Source organism: Rhizobium skierniewicense, assembly GCF_014196515.1.
In the GTDB taxonomy this organism is placed as follows: Bacteria; Pseudomonadota; Alphaproteobacteria; order Rhizobiales; family Rhizobiaceae; genus Agrobacterium; species Agrobacterium skierniewicense.
On sequence record NZ_JACIDV010000001.1, the window covers coordinates 360783 to 376771 of the forward strand.

Here is a 15989-nt window from a genome sequence, read left to right on the forward strand (position 1 = left end):
TGCGGCCGTCATGGATATCGGCTGATAATCACCGCATCCAGAATATGCATGTCCATGTCGGGACGTTTGAAGTCTTCAGCGAGACCTGACGCCAGTTTCTCCTTCGAATCTTTTGGTATGGATTTGGCCGCGATGACCCTGATGTCGGCCCAGCCGTTACGCTCGAACGCCCTGACATAATCGATCGGTCGCTTTCTGTTCGGCTGGCCTGGAAAAGCGAAGCGAGAATAGAACCGGTTCGAAAATCGGTAGATATTATTGGGATCACGCTGCCGAAGCGCATTCGTGTGGGTCTGGAGATCGACAATATGAAGGCTGATGCAGCCGCTTTGTGCCACTCGCGTTAGTCCGTCAATGGTGGTTTCCACGGCATCGAAATGCTCGAATGCCGCACAACTGAGGATGAGATCGAACTTTTTGCCTTTGCTGAGGGCGGGTATATCGAATGCGGGGTCCACATCGTATTGGAGGCCTGAAGGGTCTTTCAGGGTCTGGAGCGCGACCTCAACATCCTCTGTCTGCAACTCGCAAGGGTAACGCGCGATGGCTTCGAGACGGAACTCCTGCGTTTCATCGGCTGCCAGTCTGAAGGCATCGACCGCCGTGTAGGATTTAGCCCCATGTGCCAGAAGCAAGGCGCCCGTCGCCAGAGATGATCCCGGTCCTAACTCAAGGACCGAGCGTTCCCTCACGGAAACATCGGGTGGCAAAAACTTCAACCAGGACTGAATGACGTCGTGGACGTAGGCGATCCGCGCGTTTCTGTCGTCTGCCCTGACTGTGTTCGGTTTTCGGTAGCCCATCAATTTGTGCTTGGTCCAGACGCCAATCAAAATGGCTGCGCCAATCAGCTTAAATAGACTATTTCGTAAGACAATCGGCATTTCCGCCTCATCCGCCATTGCGTTCGTTCAGGTTCGACATTGACGCATGAGTTCTGCATGCAACGTCAACTCCGAACAGTCTTAGAGATGAATTAGTTATTTTAGAATTCACTACTTTAAATTAAATTTCATGTCATGGTTGACTTGGTCTGGTCGAGAGGTGTGGTTTGATGCATTCGCCTGATAATTCTGCACTGAGCAAAGCATTGTCGACTGCAGCCGTCGCCCAACTCGGTGGACAACGAAAAACGAGCCGTCGCTACGAGAACATCGATGCTCTCAGAGCAATAGCGGCTCTCTCCGTCGTCATCCAACATTTCTTCGGGGACAGTCTGCGTGAGGCGACGCACCATGATGGCATCGCGTTTCGGATCGCTGCAGCCAGTATTGCTCATTTTGATGCCGGGCGCTTCGGCGTTGTCTTGTTCTTTTTGATCAGCGGCTTTGTCGTGCCCTTCAGCATAAGGGGCAGCCATCCGCTCCACCGATTCGCAGTCTCGCGTTTTTTTCGTCTTTTTCCCGCAATGTGGTTGGCGCTGTTTTTCCTTTGGATTGCCTCGGCGATGCACGGCCAAATTCCTCCCGTGTCGACATTGATCGCGAATATGACGATGATGCCCTCTTTATTTCGACAGCCTTGGATGTCAGGCGCCTATTGGACACTGACGATCGAGATCGTGTTTTACGTTCTGTCGGCCGGTCTGTTCGCACTCGGTATTCTTTACCGTCCTCTTGTCATTGCATCCTTCGCAATTCTGCTCGCCTCGGCCACGGCCGCTCCTATTTTCCTTCGGGCAGGCGGATGGGTGTTGCCCGTGCAGTACATTAGTTTGCACGTCTCTTTTCTTTATCTTGGTCTGTTGTTGCGCATGGCGCTTGTGGACAATCTTGCGGGTGCGTGGATCGGGGCCACCTGCGTCTTGCTCATCCAGACCATCGTGCTTCTCAGCATCGGCGACTTTTCGCTCTCCCGGCAGGATGGCTTTTTTCTTGTTGCGAAATTTCCCATTCTCGCAAGCTATTTCGCAGCACTATGCGCCTTTGTATTTTCGGTGAGAACAGAGCTTCCCCAACATCCGTTTCTCTCGTGGCTGGGTGCGCTCAGTTACTCGATCTACCTTTTTCACGGGATTGTCGCGCTCATGGTTTTTTCACTCCTTCCACTCACAGGCACGGGGGCTGATCTGTTGACTGCGCTCGCCTGGCTAGGTCTCACGCTCGCCCTGTCAGTGTTCGTCTATGAGTATTTGGAGAAGCCAATGATCAACCTTGGGTATAGGTTTCTCAGGCGAGAAAACAACGCGGAATCGAAGATTTCGGTCTAGTGTTCGGATTTGTGCAGCCCCGCCGTTTACTATACCTGCGGGATCAATCTTGTGTTTGTCAGAACCTACTAGCCTATTCCAGATTTTAAGTTATTATATCCTAATGTTCTAATGTGAACTAGGAGCGGGCTATGGATCATGTTGAGACACTGGAGCGACGACCTGCATTTGAGGCGACGAGCCTGGCGTATTCGGAAGACAATGCCAACTTCCTGGATTCCATGCGTATCTGCATGATCGGACTGCGGGGTATTCCCAATGTCCAGGGCGGCGTTGAAACCCACGTCGAGCAACTCGTGTCGAATCTGGTTGATCTGGGTGCGGATGTCCATGTCTTTGCGCGCAAGAACTACGTCGCCGACACGAAGGCCTATGTGTGGCGCGGCATCACCGTGCATCCCTTGTGGGCACCCCGCAGCGCGCGGCTGGAGGCGATCTTCCATACGGCATTTGCTCTTTTTAAAGCACGGCTCCTGAACCCGGATATTGTCCACATCCATGCCGTTGGCCCATCTCTGGTCGCGCCGCTGGCCCGGCTTCTGGGTTTGCGTGTGGTTTTCACGCATCATGGCTATGATTACGACCGTGAGAAGTGGAACCCCATCGAGAAACGAATTCTGCAACTGGGCGAGTGGGCAGGAATGCGCTTTTCTCACGCGCGCATCGCGATTGCAAAGCACATTGCCGAGCGCATGCAACAGAACTTTCATTCGCCGGTCCACTTCATTCCAAATGGCGTGAAGGTGGACACCAAGAACCTGGAAGACGGCATACTGGAAGAGTTCGGGTTGAAAAAAGGTCGATACGTCCTCCTCGTTGCTCGCTTGGTTGCGGAAAAACGCCAGCTCGATCTCATCGATGCTTTCGGCCGGACGAAACTGAAAGACATCAAGCTTGTCTTGGTGGGCGGGGGAGATGCGGACAGTAGCTATGTCACTGAACTGCATGCTCGTGCGAAAACCAATCAGAACGTCGTTCTGACAGGCGTCCAGTCTGGCAAGAAGCTCGCAAGCCTCTTTGCCAATGCTGGCCTCTTCGTTCTTCCATCGAGCCATGAGGGTATGCCAATTGCTCTCTTGGAAGCCATGGCGCATGGCCTGCCGGTGCTGGCGAGCGATATAGAAGCAAACCTTGCTCTCGCTCTCGAAGATAGTTGCTACTTCCCGCTCGGCGATATCTCCGCGTTATCCGCAGCCCTCCAGAGCAAGATCGACAGTGCATCGACGGCCACCGTTCGACAGAACGGCTCCAAGGTTATGGCAAAGTATGATTGGCGGGCCATCGGTATGAGGACCGCAGAAATCTACCGATCGATTTCAAAGACGGCCCCAGCCAGATCATATCGCCAACCGAAGCGAAACATTGCCCCTATAGCGCGCTAACGTGGGAAGCGGGCAAATCCTTTTGCCAGTATAGCGCCTGTCGGTCGGCCGGTCGGAGATCCGCCTGCCTGTTCAAGCGTGATTTCGTAGAGTTGGTCGCCGCGCGGGGCGGGCAAGGCCGGTCCGGTGAGCTTGGTCGAACGAACACCCTCAAGCAACCCAAGCGAAACAGGTCCCATCTCCTGAGAGGGAAGGGTCCAAACCTGGATCGATTTTTCCTTGGGCACGTTGAAGTCCGCCAGGAGTCTAACCGTTGCATTGTCGTTTCCGAAGTCTTCCACGACCGCTTGCACGTCCCCGGCTTCGTTGAGGAGAACTGCGACAACCATGGGGTCTACCGAACGCATCAGGCTGAAGGTCAACCCGACGGCGAGCAGCAAACTCGCCGCAATGGCCGATACTGCGGTCACGCGCCATAGACCCGACCGGTTATCGTTGGCGACAGGGGTCTCCCCGCTTGGTCTTGATGACTGTGGAGAGTGCCGTTGAGGCGGAAGATGAGTTTCGATGCGTTGCCAAAGGCTGTCATCGACGTCGAGCGGTTCCATACCGGTGTCCAATGGAAGAAACCGCTCACGACTGGCGTCGATTGCTGCCCGCAATTGTTCGTTCTCTTCCATCTCGATTTCAATTCTGGCCGCCTCTGCATCATCCATCAGGCCCAAAACATATTCATCGGCGATGTCGGCAATGTTGTCTTGCGCCGCTCTCATGCCATGCACTCCCTCAGCGTCGACAGTCCGCGGCGAATCCAGGATTTGACCGTGCCAAGTGGCATCTGTAATCGACCAGCGATTTCACCATGCGTGTAGCCGTTGATGTAGGCCATCAGGATACCGCGCCGCTTGGTCTCGTCCAGATTGCTCAAACAATCGTAAAGGCGCGAATTCCGATCCAGCTTCTGCCACACGGCAATAATCTCATCAGCCTGATCGCTCTCTTTCATCGATTCGATCTCTGCGACCGTGTGTTCACGCTTGCCGTCGCGAAGAAGGTTGAGGGCTCTGTTGCGAACAATCGCGTAAATCCAACCGCGTGCAGATCCTCGGTCGGCGCTGTACTGGTGCGCGTGGGTCCAGATTCGAATGAAGGCCTCCTGCACGACCTCTTCAGCCAAATCGCGTCGACGCACAATGCGTTGCGCCACGGCAGTCAATTGGCCTGCCTCACGATCAAAAATGCGCCGAAGCGCGCTCTTGTCGCCCTTGGCACATGCTGAAAGAGCAATGTTCAGATCATCATGCGCAACGCCCATCGGCATCCTGTCCTTTTCAACGTCCTAATCGCGACTAGCATCGCATATGATTCCACTACCCGCAGACGGAATATTTGGATGCAGCAAAAAATAATTTAACCGACTGCATCCAAAACAACTGGTTGGCGTGTCTTAGCCTACAGAAGCATCCAAAGCCGAGTGCGGGATGACTTCCAAACGGAAAAACGTACGGGAGAAAGATATGAACACCATTCGCCTCGCTCTGATCGCGTCCACTGTATTCGTAACAGCCGCTGGAACAAGCATCGCTGCTCCTGTCCTGGGGCTGACAGGTGACAAAACGCTCGTCATGTTCGACACACAAAAGCCAAGTGTCAGTAAAACAATGGATGTTACCGGCGTCGATAAACTTGTTGGTATCGATTTCCGACCTTCAAACAAGACCGTCATCGGGGTGACACCGGACTTCCGGATCGTTTCCATCAATCTCGAGACAGGTGCCGCAACCGATATCGCCAAGATGGACAAGACGCTGACAATCACGCAAGCGCCCTTGGTCGTCGATTTCAACCCGATGGCTGACCGCCTCCGCTTCATGAGTGGCACCACGAACCACCGTGTTCATCCTGACACTGGTGCTGTCACTGTCGATGGTACGCTCGCCTTCGAAGGGACTGATATGCACAAGGGTGAGACGCCCAATATCGTCGCTGCCGCCTATACGAACTCAATCGGCAAGCCTGAAAAAACAGCGATGTACAACATCGACGCCACCATTGGCGCTTTGATCCAGCAGACCAAGCCGAACGATGGCACATTGAAGTCTATCGGCAAGCTCGGCTTGAAGGAAATGCCAGCGACCTACGCCTTCGACATTCAAGGTATGGAAGGCGGCAAGAACACCGCATATCTGGCAGCAGGCAAAATGTTGTACACCGTCAATCTCGAAACCGGGGCGGCCACCGAAGTGGGCGCTATCGCCGGTAGTGAGGCCGAAATCCGCGATATCGCCGTTCTGCCCGCTATGTAAGCAGCGGCTGGAATTGGAATAGACGGGTGGCCCCGATGGTGTGCGGGGCCATTTCTATGGCGTGGAGCGCCCGGAAATGCGCTCTTCAGCTAAGACACCTTTGCTTTTCTCAAACGTGCAGGCGATCAAAGACCAACCTGCCGAACCGATGATAAATCGACATGACACCGAAGCGTCAGGCAGACGAACGGCAAAACAGTCGGCATCGTTACGCCGCCGCGTGGAATACAGGGCTCCCAGCGATCCATGTCGACTTCATGGAGAGATCGCGGTTCAAGATTACGAAATCCGCATCATATCCCGCCAGAAGGCTGCCTTTTGTCTCTGCCTTGATGGCCTGTGCGGGGTACATCGACGCCATGCGCAGGGCTTCCTCCAACGGAAGGCCAATGCGTTCGTGAGCAAAACGGATGCAGGAGAGCATGTCGATATCGGCGCCTGCAAGCGTTCCATCCGCAAGGGTCAATCGCCCGTCTTTCCGGTAAACATGTCGTCCGTTCAGTTCCAGCCCAGTGTCATCGGTGCCGATGGTCGACATGGCATCGGTCACGAGAAAAATGCGACCAGGCTGATTTTTTGCTTTCAGCGCTAGAGCCATCGAGACCGGATCGACGTGGAAGCCATCGGCAATCATGCCGCAATGAAACCTGTTGTCATGGAGCCCGGCGCCAACAAGACCAGGTTCACGGTTGCCAAGCTGGCTCATGGCGTTGAAAAGATGGGTCACCATCGAAGCGCCTGCGTCAGCGTAATGTGCGGCCGTCACGTATGTCGCATCGCTATGCCCGAGGCTGACAATGATGCCCGCCTGAGCGAGCGATGTGACCTGCGCTGTGCTTACGCTTTCCGGGGCTATGGTCGTCAGAATATGGGAAAGTCTCTGCTTACAGCTCAGAAGCAGGTGCAGGTCTTTTTCTTCCATCGGTCGGATCAATGCCGGATCATGCGTACCTTTGCGAGCCGAAGACAGATGCGGACCTTCAAGATGGAGACCGAGGAACCCCGGCACGTCGGTTTCCTGCGCCGCTATCCCAGCTTCAACCGCTTTCACGGTGATGTCAGGACTATCCGTGATCAGTGTCACCATCAGGGCAGTCGTGCCGAACCTGGCGTGCGCTGCGCAAATCCGGGTGATGCCATCCACATCTGGCCGGTTGTTGAACATCACGCCGCCGCCGCCATTGACCTGAACATCGACGAAGCCCGGCACGATGAGCAGTCCAGTTGCGTCGATGGTTTCGGCATCGTCATGAGCGGATGCCGAGATGGCGGTGACTTTCCCATGCTGGACAACAAGTGATTTGCCGTCGTGCCACATCTCGCCGTCGAAGATGCGCGCGCCGCTGATGATCTTGGCATCGGTCATCGTGTCTGCGTTACCTTGTTCAGAGCAACGGGCGCATCGGGATTGAAGCCACGCGCGCGCGACAGCGCTTCGATGAAGCCGTAGAAGGGTGCGATCAGCAGAAGCGCGTCGGTGAGCGGGTGGTTGGTTTCGACGAAGGGCAAGGCTGTGGCCGATGTCGCTTTGGCTGACGTGAGGAAAACATTCGCGCCTTTTGCCGCAAGACCGTTGGCTGTTTCAGCAACCGATGCTTCGGCACGATCACGTGCCGCAAAAGCAATGATTGGAAACCGTGGTGCGACCAACGAAACCGGGCCATGCATGACCTCGGCCGACGAGTAGGCCTCAGCGTGAAGTTCACATGTTTCCTTGCATTTCAGGGCTGCTTCGGACGCAATGGCAAGGGCAGGGCCACGGCCAAGCATGTAGAGAGAATCTTCGCCCTTGATAGCCTGGGCGATTTCGCTCCAGTCAAGTTCGATGGCTTTTGCAAAGTTTGCGGGCAGTGCCGCGATGGCTTTGACCAAAAGTTGGTCTTCCGTTGCTGCCGCAAGAATGGATAGGCCCGCGACAATGGAATTCACAAAGGATTTCGTCGCGGCGACAGCTTTTTCTGGCCCGGCCTGAATGTCGATAGCCTGCGTGGAGGCGTCTGCCAACGGTGAGGAGAGTGTATTGACCAGGGCAAAGGTGAGCGCGCCGCCACGCTTTACATTGCGGGCAAGTGCAACAATATCCGGGCTTTTGCCGGATTGGGAAATCGCTAGTGCCGCAGCCCGTTCCAGCTTAAGAGGTGCATCGTAGATGGAGGCAAGCGACGGCCCCAGCGATGCGACGGGCAGGCCAGTCTGGAGTTCAATGGCGTATTTCATAAAATGTGCGGCGTGGTCCGAAGAGCCACGAGCGATGGTCACGATCACCGCCGGATCTTGTGCTTTCAGATTGCGTCCTGCCTCCTCCAGCATTGGCAAAGATGTTTCCAACAGCCGGGCAACGGCATCTGGAATCTCATCAATTTCCTGTCGCATTAAAGTCGTCATGTCACAGTCTTCCTGATTGTATGGTTACTCTGAACCCATGGTCAGTTCGGCAACCAGATCATAGGCATCGCTCCGATACAGTGCCTTGGAAACCTCCATGATGCGTCCGCTTTCCAGATAGGCCATGCGCTGAACAGACAAAGCCGCAGAGCCGGGCGGCACGCCCAAAAGTACGGTCTCGTCATCGGTCAGATTGCGCGCAGAAATGCGCTGGATGGCACGGATGGGCCGTATGCCACTTTTTTTCAATACCATGTAAAGGGAGTTTTCGACCGATTGCGGGTCTTTGAGAATATCGTCCGGGAGGCTCGTGACCTCCAGCGCAATCGGCTGCTCGTTGGCAAGGCGTAACCGGGTCAACCGGGCCACCTGTGACGAGGACGACAGGCCGAGCGCCATTCGTTCGTCAGGAGTTGGATAATACAGACCCCTGTCCAGCCAACGGGTGCTGGCGGTCATGCCTCTGCGGCGCATGTCTTCTGTAAATGACGTCAGCCGTGTCAGCGGTTGCTGCATGCGGGCTAGAGGCTTGACGACGAAGGTGCCGGAACCGTGACGACGGACGAGAAGACCGTCACGCGCCAGATCGTCTATCGCTTTGCGAACAGTGACGCGGCTGACCGCCGCTTCCTCTGCCATGTCCCGTTCCGGTGGTAGGGCATCGCCATGCTTCAGTCGTCCTGCCTGTATGGCATCCTCAATGGCCTGTCGCAGCTTGAGGTAAAGCGGCCCACCTGATGCTGACTGTAACCGGTCAAGCTCCAGAACATCCGCCATAAATACCTCTCCAAGATTTTTTCGCTCGTGCTTTTATCAATTCTGCCTCGCTTTTGGCTATAGCACAGACCGGTCGATGAGCAATACCAAAATCAAACCACATGCGCGTCTAACGAGAAATTCCAGTTCGGCCCCCTTCGTTAAGAGCCTGATTTTATCAGCGTTCTCGTGGATTGACTCGCATTTCCTAATTAATTCTAAATTGCTGGGACGATTGGTATAGACGGGTGGCATTTTTTTGGTATTGTTTTGGTGCTGGTTCGAAATATGCTCTTTTTCGAAGTCTGGGCATCGGATCAATATTTTTTTAGAAGGGGCTTTCATAACGCGACGAAGTTTGCCAATTTCTGAAAATAAATTTCAGAAATGAAAGCGCTCAACGCAAATAACGTAGCCTTCAGAAGAAATGGCGCGTAATTTGCGAAAAAGAATTACGGGAACAAAAAACAGGGAACGATAAGATCATGAAAGTGGGAATCGTCGGGCTTGGATTTCGTCTGGGATATCTCGGTTACGTTTTCAGTGAAATCGACAAGGATTTCGAGATCGTTGGATATGTCGACCCTGCGCCGGCCGGATTGCCCGGCTTGCAGGAGAAAGGCATTTCCGTCGGCACGGCGTACGAAACGCCGCAGGCGCTTTTCGACAATGAAGAGTTCGATCTTTTGATGATCGGTTCACCCAACCACATGCATCTCGATCACATCCGGCAGGGACTTGAGGCGGGATATACGATATTCACCGAAAAGCCGATTGTGGTCAGCATCGAAGAAAGCTTTGAGCTGGCCCGGCTGCTCAACATCCATGGCCACGAGCGACTGATGGTCGGTCTCGTCCTGCGGTACTCGCCACTCTACCGCGATCTGCGGCAGGCGCAGGCAGACGGCAAGCTGGGCGAGGTGGTTTCCATCGAGGCATCGGAACATATTCCGCCCTATCATGGTGCGTTTTTCATGCGCGACTGGCGGCGTTATGAGCATTATTCCGGCTCCTTCATGCTGGAAAAATGCTGCCACGATCTGGACTTGTACAATGGGGTCGTCGGCGCACGTCCGCGCTACGTCTCCAGCTTTGGTGGACGCAAAAGCTTCACGCTGGCTAATGCCCCGCAAAATGACGGCATCAACGATATGGAAGTCTACCATCGCAAGCCGAGCGGCTGGATGGGGTCCGACAAGGTTTTCGACAGCGATGGCGACATTATCGATTATCAGACGGCTATCGTGGAATATGAGAACGGCGCGTCGTTGGCGTTCCATACCAATCTGAACGTGCCAGACGACTTTCGTCGCTTCTGCGTGATGGGTGCCAAGGGTATGGCCGAGGGCGATTTTGTTCGCGGTTTCCTCAATGTGCACAATGCCCGCACCAATGAGAAGACCGTCTCAAACACTTACTCGGCCTCCAATTTGTCGCAGCACTACGGCGCGGATGAGCAAATGGCAGCCGATGTCATCGCTCACGTGGTGTCGGGAGTACCGCTGCCGGTTTCGGCTCTGGATGCCATTGAGGCCGGTATTTTGGCGCTGGCCATGGACGAGGCACGGCGCGGCCGCAAGGTCATTGACCTGCAATCTGTTTGGGAAACGTATGACGCCGCCCTGCACGGGTCCGTGTCTGCCGCTCCAGATGCAAAAACAGCGTGAGGGAGGCGACGGTGGACGCAAAACGCAGCACAGTCATCTTCGCCTGGCTCCTTCTTCTCCCCGCCATTCTCTATATCACGGTCATCGTCGCCTATCCCTTGGTTGATACGTTCATTCTGTCCTTCACCGATGCTTCGTTGAAGCGGACAACGGAATGGGTGGGATGGGCCAATTATACCAAGATTTTCAACGCGACTTTCGCAGAAGTTATTCTACGCACCTTCATTTGGACCTTCTTCTCCGTTTCGTTCAAAATGATCATCGGAATTTTCGGTGCCTGCATGCTGAATGCAGCCGTTCCCGGAAGAACGATTTTCCGTATGCTGACCATGCCTCCATGGATCGTGCCGATGGCGATTGGCATCTTCATGTGGGGCTGGATGTATAATGGCCAGTTCGGCATGATCTCCGGAATGCTGCAGCGTTTTGGTCTCGTGGATGGGCCGATTGCTTTCCTCGCAAACGGCTCCACAGCTTTCTGGGCAACCATCATCACCGATGTGTGGATCGGTGTGCCATTGGTAACGCTCTATATGCTGGCCGCGATGCAATCCATTCCGCAGGATCTGTATGAGGCTGCATGGACCGACGGCGCAGGGCGTTTTTACCGCTTCCGTCGCATCACGCTGCCGCTTCTGGTCCCTTCGGTGATCACCATGTCGATGCTGTCGTTGATTGCCACATTCAATTCCTTCGACATCATCTGGATTCTGACCCGTGGTGGACCGAGCGGCGAGACGACGACGATGATCATCGACACTTATCGCACTGCCATCGGCTCTAATAAATATGGTGAGGGTGCTGCCCGAGCGGTCCTGATCTGCATATTCCTGTCGATCTTCTGCGTCTGCTACTTCCGCGTAACCAGCCGCCTATCTGCCGGAGACAAGCGATGAGACAACCACCTGCTTTGATCAATCGCTACAGCTGGTACGAACTGATCGGCATCTATGCCGGGATCGCCGTGTTCCTGATTTTCATTCTATCGCCTTTCGTGGAAGGCTTTCTGGTATCATTGAAGCCGCTTAGCCAGCTGTTTTCCTCACCTTACCGTTTCATTCCAGAAAACGGTTCGTTCGAGGCCTACCGCACCATGTGGATCAGAATTCCCGGTTTCGCGCGCTATATCTTCAACTCTTTCCTGATTTCGATCGTGGTCACAACCGTTGTGCTGATCCTGGTCGTCCCGGCGTCCTATGCGCTGGCACGGTTCGAGTTCAAAGGCTCAGGAACGCTTTTAGGGGCATTTCTCGCGGTCAACATGTTCTCAGGCGCCGTTCTTTTGATTCCGCTGTTTCGCTTGATGCGCTCGCTGGGCGTTTTGAACACCTACTTTGCCATGATCGTGCCGGGTGTCGCATTTCTCATTCCGTCGGCTATCTGGCTGCTGCGAACCTACATGATGCGCATTCCAAGGGAACTGGATGAGGCGGCGTTCGTGGACGGTGCAAGCCATCTCTATACCTTGCGACGCGTCATCGTGCCGATCGCGATGCCGGGTATCATGGTCGTTGCAATCACCACCTTCATCGGGTCTTACGCGCAGCAGTTCATCTTCGCGCTGACCTTCAATTCGAAAACGGAATATGCGCCTCTGCCGGTCGGTCTGTTTGCATATTTCGGCAAACAGGAAGTGATCTGGAACGAATTGATGGCGGCAAGCTTCGTCGGCATTGCGCCAGCAACCATCGTGATCTTCTTTCTTCAACGCTATCTCGTCAGCGGCCTGACCGCGGGCGCGGTGAAACAATAAGCCAACCACCAGAGAAAACGGGAGCTAAAACGTGACAGTTCATCTCAAAACCGGGCTTTTCGCCCTGGCCATGCTCGGCTCCACCGCGCTTGGCGCCATGACTGCAAATGCTGCGGATCAAGAAATCAGCTGGATCTATTGCGGCGACAAGATTGACCCGGTGCATGAAAAATACATCAAGGAATGGGAAGGCAAGAACCTCGGATGGAAGGTCGCTCCGGAAGTGGTCGGCTGGGAACAGTGCCAGGATAAAGCAACAACGCTTGCCGCCGCCGGCACCCCTGTCGCCATGGCTTATGTCGGTTCGCGCACACTGAAGGAATTTGCCGAGAACGACCTCATCGTTCCCGTGCCGATGACGGCTGACGAAAAGAAGGGCTACTATCCATTCATTCCCGATACGGTCACCTTCGATGACCAGCAGTGGGGCGTGCCCGTCGCCTTCTCGACGAAGGCCCTTTACTGGAACAAGGACCTGTTCAAGCAGGCCGGTCTCGATCCTGAGAAGCCACCGACAACCTGGGCTGAAGAGATTGAATACGCCAAGATCATCAAGGAAAAGACAGGGATTGCCGGGTACGGCATGCCTGCCAAGACCTTCGATAACACCATGCACCAGTTCCTGCATTGGGTTTATACCAACAATGGCAAGGTGACCGATGCCGAAGGCAATGTGACGCTTGACAGCCCGGAAATTCTGGCAGCCTTGCAGGCCTACAAGGACATCACGCCTTACTCTGTCGAAGGGGCAACGGCCTACGAACAGAACGAAATCCGTGCCATCTTCCTCGATGGCAAGGCCGGCATGATCCAGAACAGCACCGGTGCCGCTTACCGCCTGCTCAATACCAAGATCAACTGGGGTGTGACGACGCTCCCGCTTGGTCCATCGGCAAAGGGTCCGGGCACGCTGCTCATCACCGATAGCCTTGCTATCTTCAAGGGCTCGGGCGTTGAGGAGAAGGCCATCGAATTTGCAAAGTTCATCACGTCTCCCGGTCCGCAGGAAGAATATGAACTGACAACGGATTCCGGCCTCACGCCACTGCGTCCATCTGCCAAGGTCGATCAGCTGGTCAAGGACAAGCCGTACTGGAAGCCATTCATCGACGGCATCGCGTTCGGTGGTCCTGAGCCCCTGTTCAAGGATTACAAGGGTTTCCAGAATGCCATGATCGAAATGGTGCAGTCTGTCGTGACATCCAAGGCAACGCCTGAGGAAGCCTTGAAAAAGGCTGCAGCCGAAGTCGAACAGTACAAATAAGCAGATATCTCGACAGCCGCGAGCCTTGTGCCCGCGGCTGTCTCCACCACAATTACAACAGCAGCTTCGGCTGGTGCGGGGAAGACAGGTTTTGGGTCAGCTCTCTCTCAACAACGTCCGCAAATCTTACGGGCACTTCGAAGTCATCAAGGGTGTGCAACTTGAAATCGAGGATGGCGAATTTGTCGTCTTCGTCGGACCGTCCGGCTGTGGCAAATCCACGCTTCTGCGCATGATTGCAGGCCTTGAGGATATTACTGCTGGCGAGGTGGTGATCGATGGAGTGAAGGTCAACGATCTCGCACCCGTCAAGCGCGGCATTGCCATGGTGTTCCAGTCCTATGCGCTCTATCCGCACATGACCGTGTTCGAAAATATCGCTTTTCCGTTGCGAGTCGAGAAGATGGAGGAGGCGAAGCTCAAGGAGAAGGTCGAAAGCGTTGCAAAGATCCTGCAACTGGATCAGCGTCTTCAGCAACGTCCGGGCATGTTGTCGGGCGGCCAGCGCCAGCGCGTCGCCATCGGTCGTGCCATTGTGCGGGAGCCGGAAATCTTTCTGTTCGATGAGCCGCTTTCGAACCTCGACGCGGCCCTGCGCTCCGATATGCGGATCGAGTTGACCAACCTTCACCGGACGTTGCAAGCAACAATGATCTATGTGACGCACGACCAAGTGGAGGCCATGACCATGGCTGACCGCATCGTGGTGCTCAATGCCGGTGAGATTGCGCAAGTGGGCGCGCCGCTGGAGCTCTATCACAAGCCGGCCAATCTGTTTGTTGCCGGCTTTATCGGCAATCCCAAAATGAATTTCCTGCCGGTCATCTGCAAGGCCGTTGGCGCGGAGGGTATCAAGGTCGAGTATGATGGTCAGACGATCACTGTTCCGGTCGAACCGCGTGCCGGTCTCGAGGGCGCAAGCTTGACGCTCGGGATCCGGCCTGAACACACAGCCATCGGCGCTGGCGACCTCAACATTCGCGTTGTGCCGAACGTCATTGAACGGCTTGGGATCAACACGATCGCCTATGGTATGGCGCCAACGGGTGAGAACTACTGCGCTTTATTGTCGGGTGCAGCGCCTGTTGCAATCGAAGAACCGATCATGACCGGCATCAAGGCATCCGACTGCCATCTGTTTGATGAAAGTGGCGCCGCATTCGAGCGACGGGTGGATATGTCTGCAATTGCGCTCGGACAATAAAGGCGGGATCATCCCCGCCACCATCTTCCTGCGATTACCAAACCAGCCCGCGCGCCGCGACCGGTTCGACGCGGGTGACAACGCCGTTGCGGTGAAAGGTCATCACATCCTGAAGGTTGGAGACGACGCAGGTGTGGTTGGGGATGATGCGGATCTTTTCGCCGATCTCAGGTCGCTTGCCGGTAGATCTCGACAGATCCACGGTGCCGTGTTCTTCGGACAGGCCGGTTATGACGGCTTCGGGATATTCGAGGATCAGCCCGTAATCGGAAAAGCCCAGAAGATCTGACGTCAGCGCCTTTGAGCCTGCGTCCAGAATGGCGCGGTCTGGCGTCGGTCGGGAGACAACCGTCGCCAGAATGGTCATGGCGCAATCGTCAACCGAGCAATGACCTGCACGCACCATGGATCGATCATTATAAACATATGTTCCGGCCCGGTGCTCCGTTGCGGATGGCACGAGGTGCGCATCGAACAGGCTCGGCGAGCCGCCATTGGTGACGATCGCGCATTCGACACCGTCTGCCTTCAGTCGTGCAACTGTCGATGCTAGGAATGCTTCGACGGCTTCGGCGCTGTCCGGTTTGGGGTATGTCATCAGGCCCCCGAAATCGAGCCCATCAGATGCGGCGATATGCAATGCCAGCGCCGCCGCCTCCTGCGGGGTCTGAACACCACAACGGCCACCGCCGGTGTCACATTCGACGAGAACCATCAGCGGGCGATCTGGAGAAAACCGACGCGCAAGGCCTTCAACGGTCGCTGCGCTATCCGCCACAACCTTCAGGCCGCTTATGCGTGTGTTGAGCGCGTAGAGACGATCCAGCTTCTCCGGCCCGATAATATTAAAGGTGATCAGGATATCTTCAAAACCGGCATCGGCGAAAACCTCCGCTTCCGTCACCTTTTGGCAGTTGATTCCCTTGGCACCGGCCTTGACCTGCAAAGCTGCGATCGCTGGGATCTTGTGCGTTTTGATGTGTGGACGAAAAGCCAAGCCATGACGGTCCATATAGGACTGAACCCGGTGGATATTGGTCTCCATCCTATCCTCATCGACCAGCGCCAGCGGGGTCGAGAGAGCTTGAATGAGATCACCGGGATTTGCGAATGGAAGGGTCAT

15 protein-coding genes are annotated in these 15989 nt (G+C 55.1%); 8 read left to right on the forward strand and 7 right to left on the reverse strand.

Annotated features, from left to right (window positions below):
• Positions 1-8: 8 nt before the first annotated feature.
• Positions 9-902 carry a methyltransferase domain-containing protein gene (locus GGQ73_RS01570; RefSeq protein WP_183893422.1) on the reverse strand — a complete coding sequence of 298 codons (894 nt, stop codon included), beginning with the start codon at positions 900-902 and terminating at the stop codon, positions 9-11.
• A 152-nt stretch (positions 903-1054) separates the two neighbouring features.
• Here GGQ73_RS01570 and GGQ73_RS01575 point away from each other — a divergent pair, with 152 nt between their 5' ends.
• Together GGQ73_RS01575 and GGQ73_RS01580 are read left to right on the forward strand one after the other, a co-directional pair.
• Positions 1055-2209, forward strand: a complete 1155-nt coding sequence (locus GGQ73_RS01575; RefSeq protein WP_183893424.1) for an acyltransferase family protein — start codon at positions 1055-1057, stop codon at positions 2207-2209.
• A 131-nt stretch (positions 2210-2340) separates the two neighbouring features.
• Positions 2341-3591 (forward strand): glycosyltransferase family 4 protein, encoded by a 1251-nt coding sequence (locus GGQ73_RS01580; protein ID WP_234910840.1) that lies wholly within the window; start codon positions 2341-2343, stop codon positions 3589-3591.
• Here GGQ73_RS01580 and GGQ73_RS01585 read toward each other — a convergent pair.
• Positions 3588-4304: an anti-sigma factor gene (locus GGQ73_RS01585; protein ID WP_183893426.1), complete on the reverse strand. Its 717-nt coding sequence runs from the start codon at positions 4302-4304 to the stop codon at positions 3588-3590. The genes GGQ73_RS01580 and GGQ73_RS01585 overlap by 4 nt on opposite strands.
• The gene (locus GGQ73_RS01590; RefSeq protein ID WP_183893428.1) at positions 4301-4846 is read right to left on the reverse strand and encodes a sigma-70 family RNA polymerase sigma factor; all 546 of its coding nucleotides are present in this window, start codon (positions 4844-4846) and stop codon (positions 4301-4303) included. The genes GGQ73_RS01585 and GGQ73_RS01590 overlap by 4 nt, the downstream gene beginning before the upstream one ends.
• 202 nt (positions 4847-5048) lie before the next feature.
• Between GGQ73_RS01590 and GGQ73_RS01595 the strand changes: the two genes are divergently transcribed.
• Positions 5049-5837 (forward strand): DUF4394 domain-containing protein, encoded by a 789-nt coding sequence (locus tag GGQ73_RS01595; protein WP_174154971.1) that lies wholly within the window; start codon positions 5049-5051, stop codon positions 5835-5837.
• Between the two features lie 208 nt (positions 5838-6045).
• On the opposite strand, the gene nagA is transcribed toward GGQ73_RS01595, so the two are convergent.
• From nagA to GGQ73_RS01610, 3 genes are read right to left on the reverse strand one after another with little or no spacing between them, the layout of a single operon-like run.
• On the reverse strand, positions 6046-7203 hold the full coding sequence (gene nagA, locus GGQ73_RS01600) for an N-acetylglucosamine-6-phosphate deacetylase (RefSeq protein WP_174154969.1): 1158 nt from the start codon (positions 7201-7203) through the stop codon (positions 6046-6048).
• Positions 7200-8222: an SIS domain-containing protein gene (locus GGQ73_RS01605; protein ID WP_183893430.1), complete on the reverse strand. Its 1023-nt coding sequence runs from the start codon at positions 8220-8222 to the stop codon at positions 7200-7202. The genes nagA and GGQ73_RS01605 overlap by 4 nt, the downstream gene beginning before the upstream one ends.
• Positions 8223-8246: 24 nt before the next feature.
• The gene (locus GGQ73_RS01610) at positions 8247-8999 is read right to left on the reverse strand and encodes a GntR family transcriptional regulator (protein WP_174154965.1); all 753 of its coding nucleotides are present in this window, start codon (positions 8997-8999) and stop codon (positions 8247-8249) included.
• Between the two features lie 464 nt (positions 9000-9463).
• On the opposite strand from GGQ73_RS01610, the gene GGQ73_RS01615 reads away from it, so the two are divergent.
• The 5 genes from GGQ73_RS01615 (at position 9464) to GGQ73_RS01635 (ending at position 14866) form a co-directional block, all read left to right on the forward strand.
• A complete protein-coding gene (locus tag GGQ73_RS01615; RefSeq protein WP_174154963.1) occupies positions 9464-10645 on the forward strand; it encodes a Gfo/Idh/MocA family protein in 1182 nt (393 codons plus the stop codon).
• A gap of 11 nt (positions 10646-10656) precedes the next feature.
• Entirely contained in the window at positions 10657-11541 is an 885-nt protein-coding gene (locus GGQ73_RS01620) for a carbohydrate ABC transporter permease (RefSeq protein ID WP_183893432.1), read from the forward strand.
• Complete coding sequence (locus tag GGQ73_RS01625) at positions 11538-12398, forward strand: carbohydrate ABC transporter permease (RefSeq protein ID WP_045229101.1); 861 nt, start codon at positions 11538-11540, stop codon at positions 12396-12398. The genes GGQ73_RS01620 and GGQ73_RS01625 overlap by 4 nt, the downstream gene beginning before the upstream one ends.
• A 70-nt stretch (positions 12399-12468) precedes the next feature.
• Positions 12469-13662, forward strand: coding sequence for an ABC transporter substrate-binding protein (locus GGQ73_RS01630; protein ID WP_183893777.1), 1194 nt, complete (start codon positions 12469-12471; stop codon positions 13660-13662).
• Between the two features lie 91 nt (positions 13663-13753).
• Positions 13754-14866 (forward strand): ABC transporter ATP-binding protein, encoded by a 1113-nt coding sequence (locus tag GGQ73_RS01635; RefSeq protein WP_183893434.1) that lies wholly within the window; start codon positions 13754-13756, stop codon positions 14864-14866.
• A gap of 34 nt (positions 14867-14900) precedes the next feature.
• Here GGQ73_RS01635 and GGQ73_RS01640 read toward each other — a convergent pair whose 3' ends face one another.
• Positions 14901-15989, reverse strand: a complete 1089-nt coding sequence (locus GGQ73_RS01640; RefSeq protein ID WP_234910841.1) for a D-TA family PLP-dependent enzyme — start codon at positions 15987-15989, stop codon at positions 14901-14903.

Coding starts and splice junctions, on each gene's coding strand:
- GGQ73_RS01570 (WP_183893422.1), bottom strand. CDS start 902: ATGGCGGATGAGGCGGAAATGCCGATTGTCTTACGAAATAGTCTATTT.
- GGQ73_RS01575 (WP_183893424.1), top strand. CDS start 1,055: ATGCATTCGCCTGATAATTCTGCACTGAGCAAAGCATTGTCGACTGCA.
- GGQ73_RS01580 (WP_234910840.1), top strand. CDS start 2,341: ATGGATCATGTTGAGACACTGGAGCGACGACCTGCATTTGAGGCGACG.
- GGQ73_RS01585 (WP_183893426.1), bottom strand. CDS start 4,304: ATGAGAGCGGCGCAAGACAACATTGCCGACATCGCCGATGAATATGTT.
- GGQ73_RS01590 (WP_183893428.1), bottom strand. CDS start 4,846: ATGGGCGTTGCGCATGATGATCTGAACATTGCTCTTTCAGCATGTGCC.
- GGQ73_RS01595 (WP_174154971.1), top strand. CDS start 5,049: ATGAACACCATTCGCCTCGCTCTGATCGCGTCCACTGTATTCGTAACA.
- nagA (WP_174154969.1), bottom strand. CDS start 7,203: ATGACCGATGCCAAGATCATCAGCGGCGCGCGCATCTTCGACGGCGAG.
- GGQ73_RS01605 (WP_183893430.1), bottom strand. CDS start 8,222: ATGACGACTTTAATGCGACAGGAAATTGATGAGATTCCAGATGCCGTT.
- GGQ73_RS01610 (WP_174154965.1), bottom strand. CDS start 8,999: ATGGCGGATGTTCTGGAGCTTGACCGGTTACAGTCAGCATCAGGTGGG.
- GGQ73_RS01615 (WP_174154963.1), top strand. CDS start 9,464: ATGAAAGTGGGAATCGTCGGGCTTGGATTTCGTCTGGGATATCTCGGT.
- GGQ73_RS01625 (WP_045229101.1), top strand. CDS start 11,538: ATGAGACAACCACCTGCTTTGATCAATCGCTACAGCTGGTACGAACTG.
- GGQ73_RS01630 (WP_183893777.1), top strand. CDS start 12,469: ATGCTCGGCTCCACCGCGCTTGGCGCCATGACTGCAAATGCTGCGGAT.
- GGQ73_RS01640 (WP_234910841.1), bottom strand. CDS start 15,989: ATGACCCTTCCATTCGCAAATCCCGGTGATCTCATTCAAGCTCTCTCG.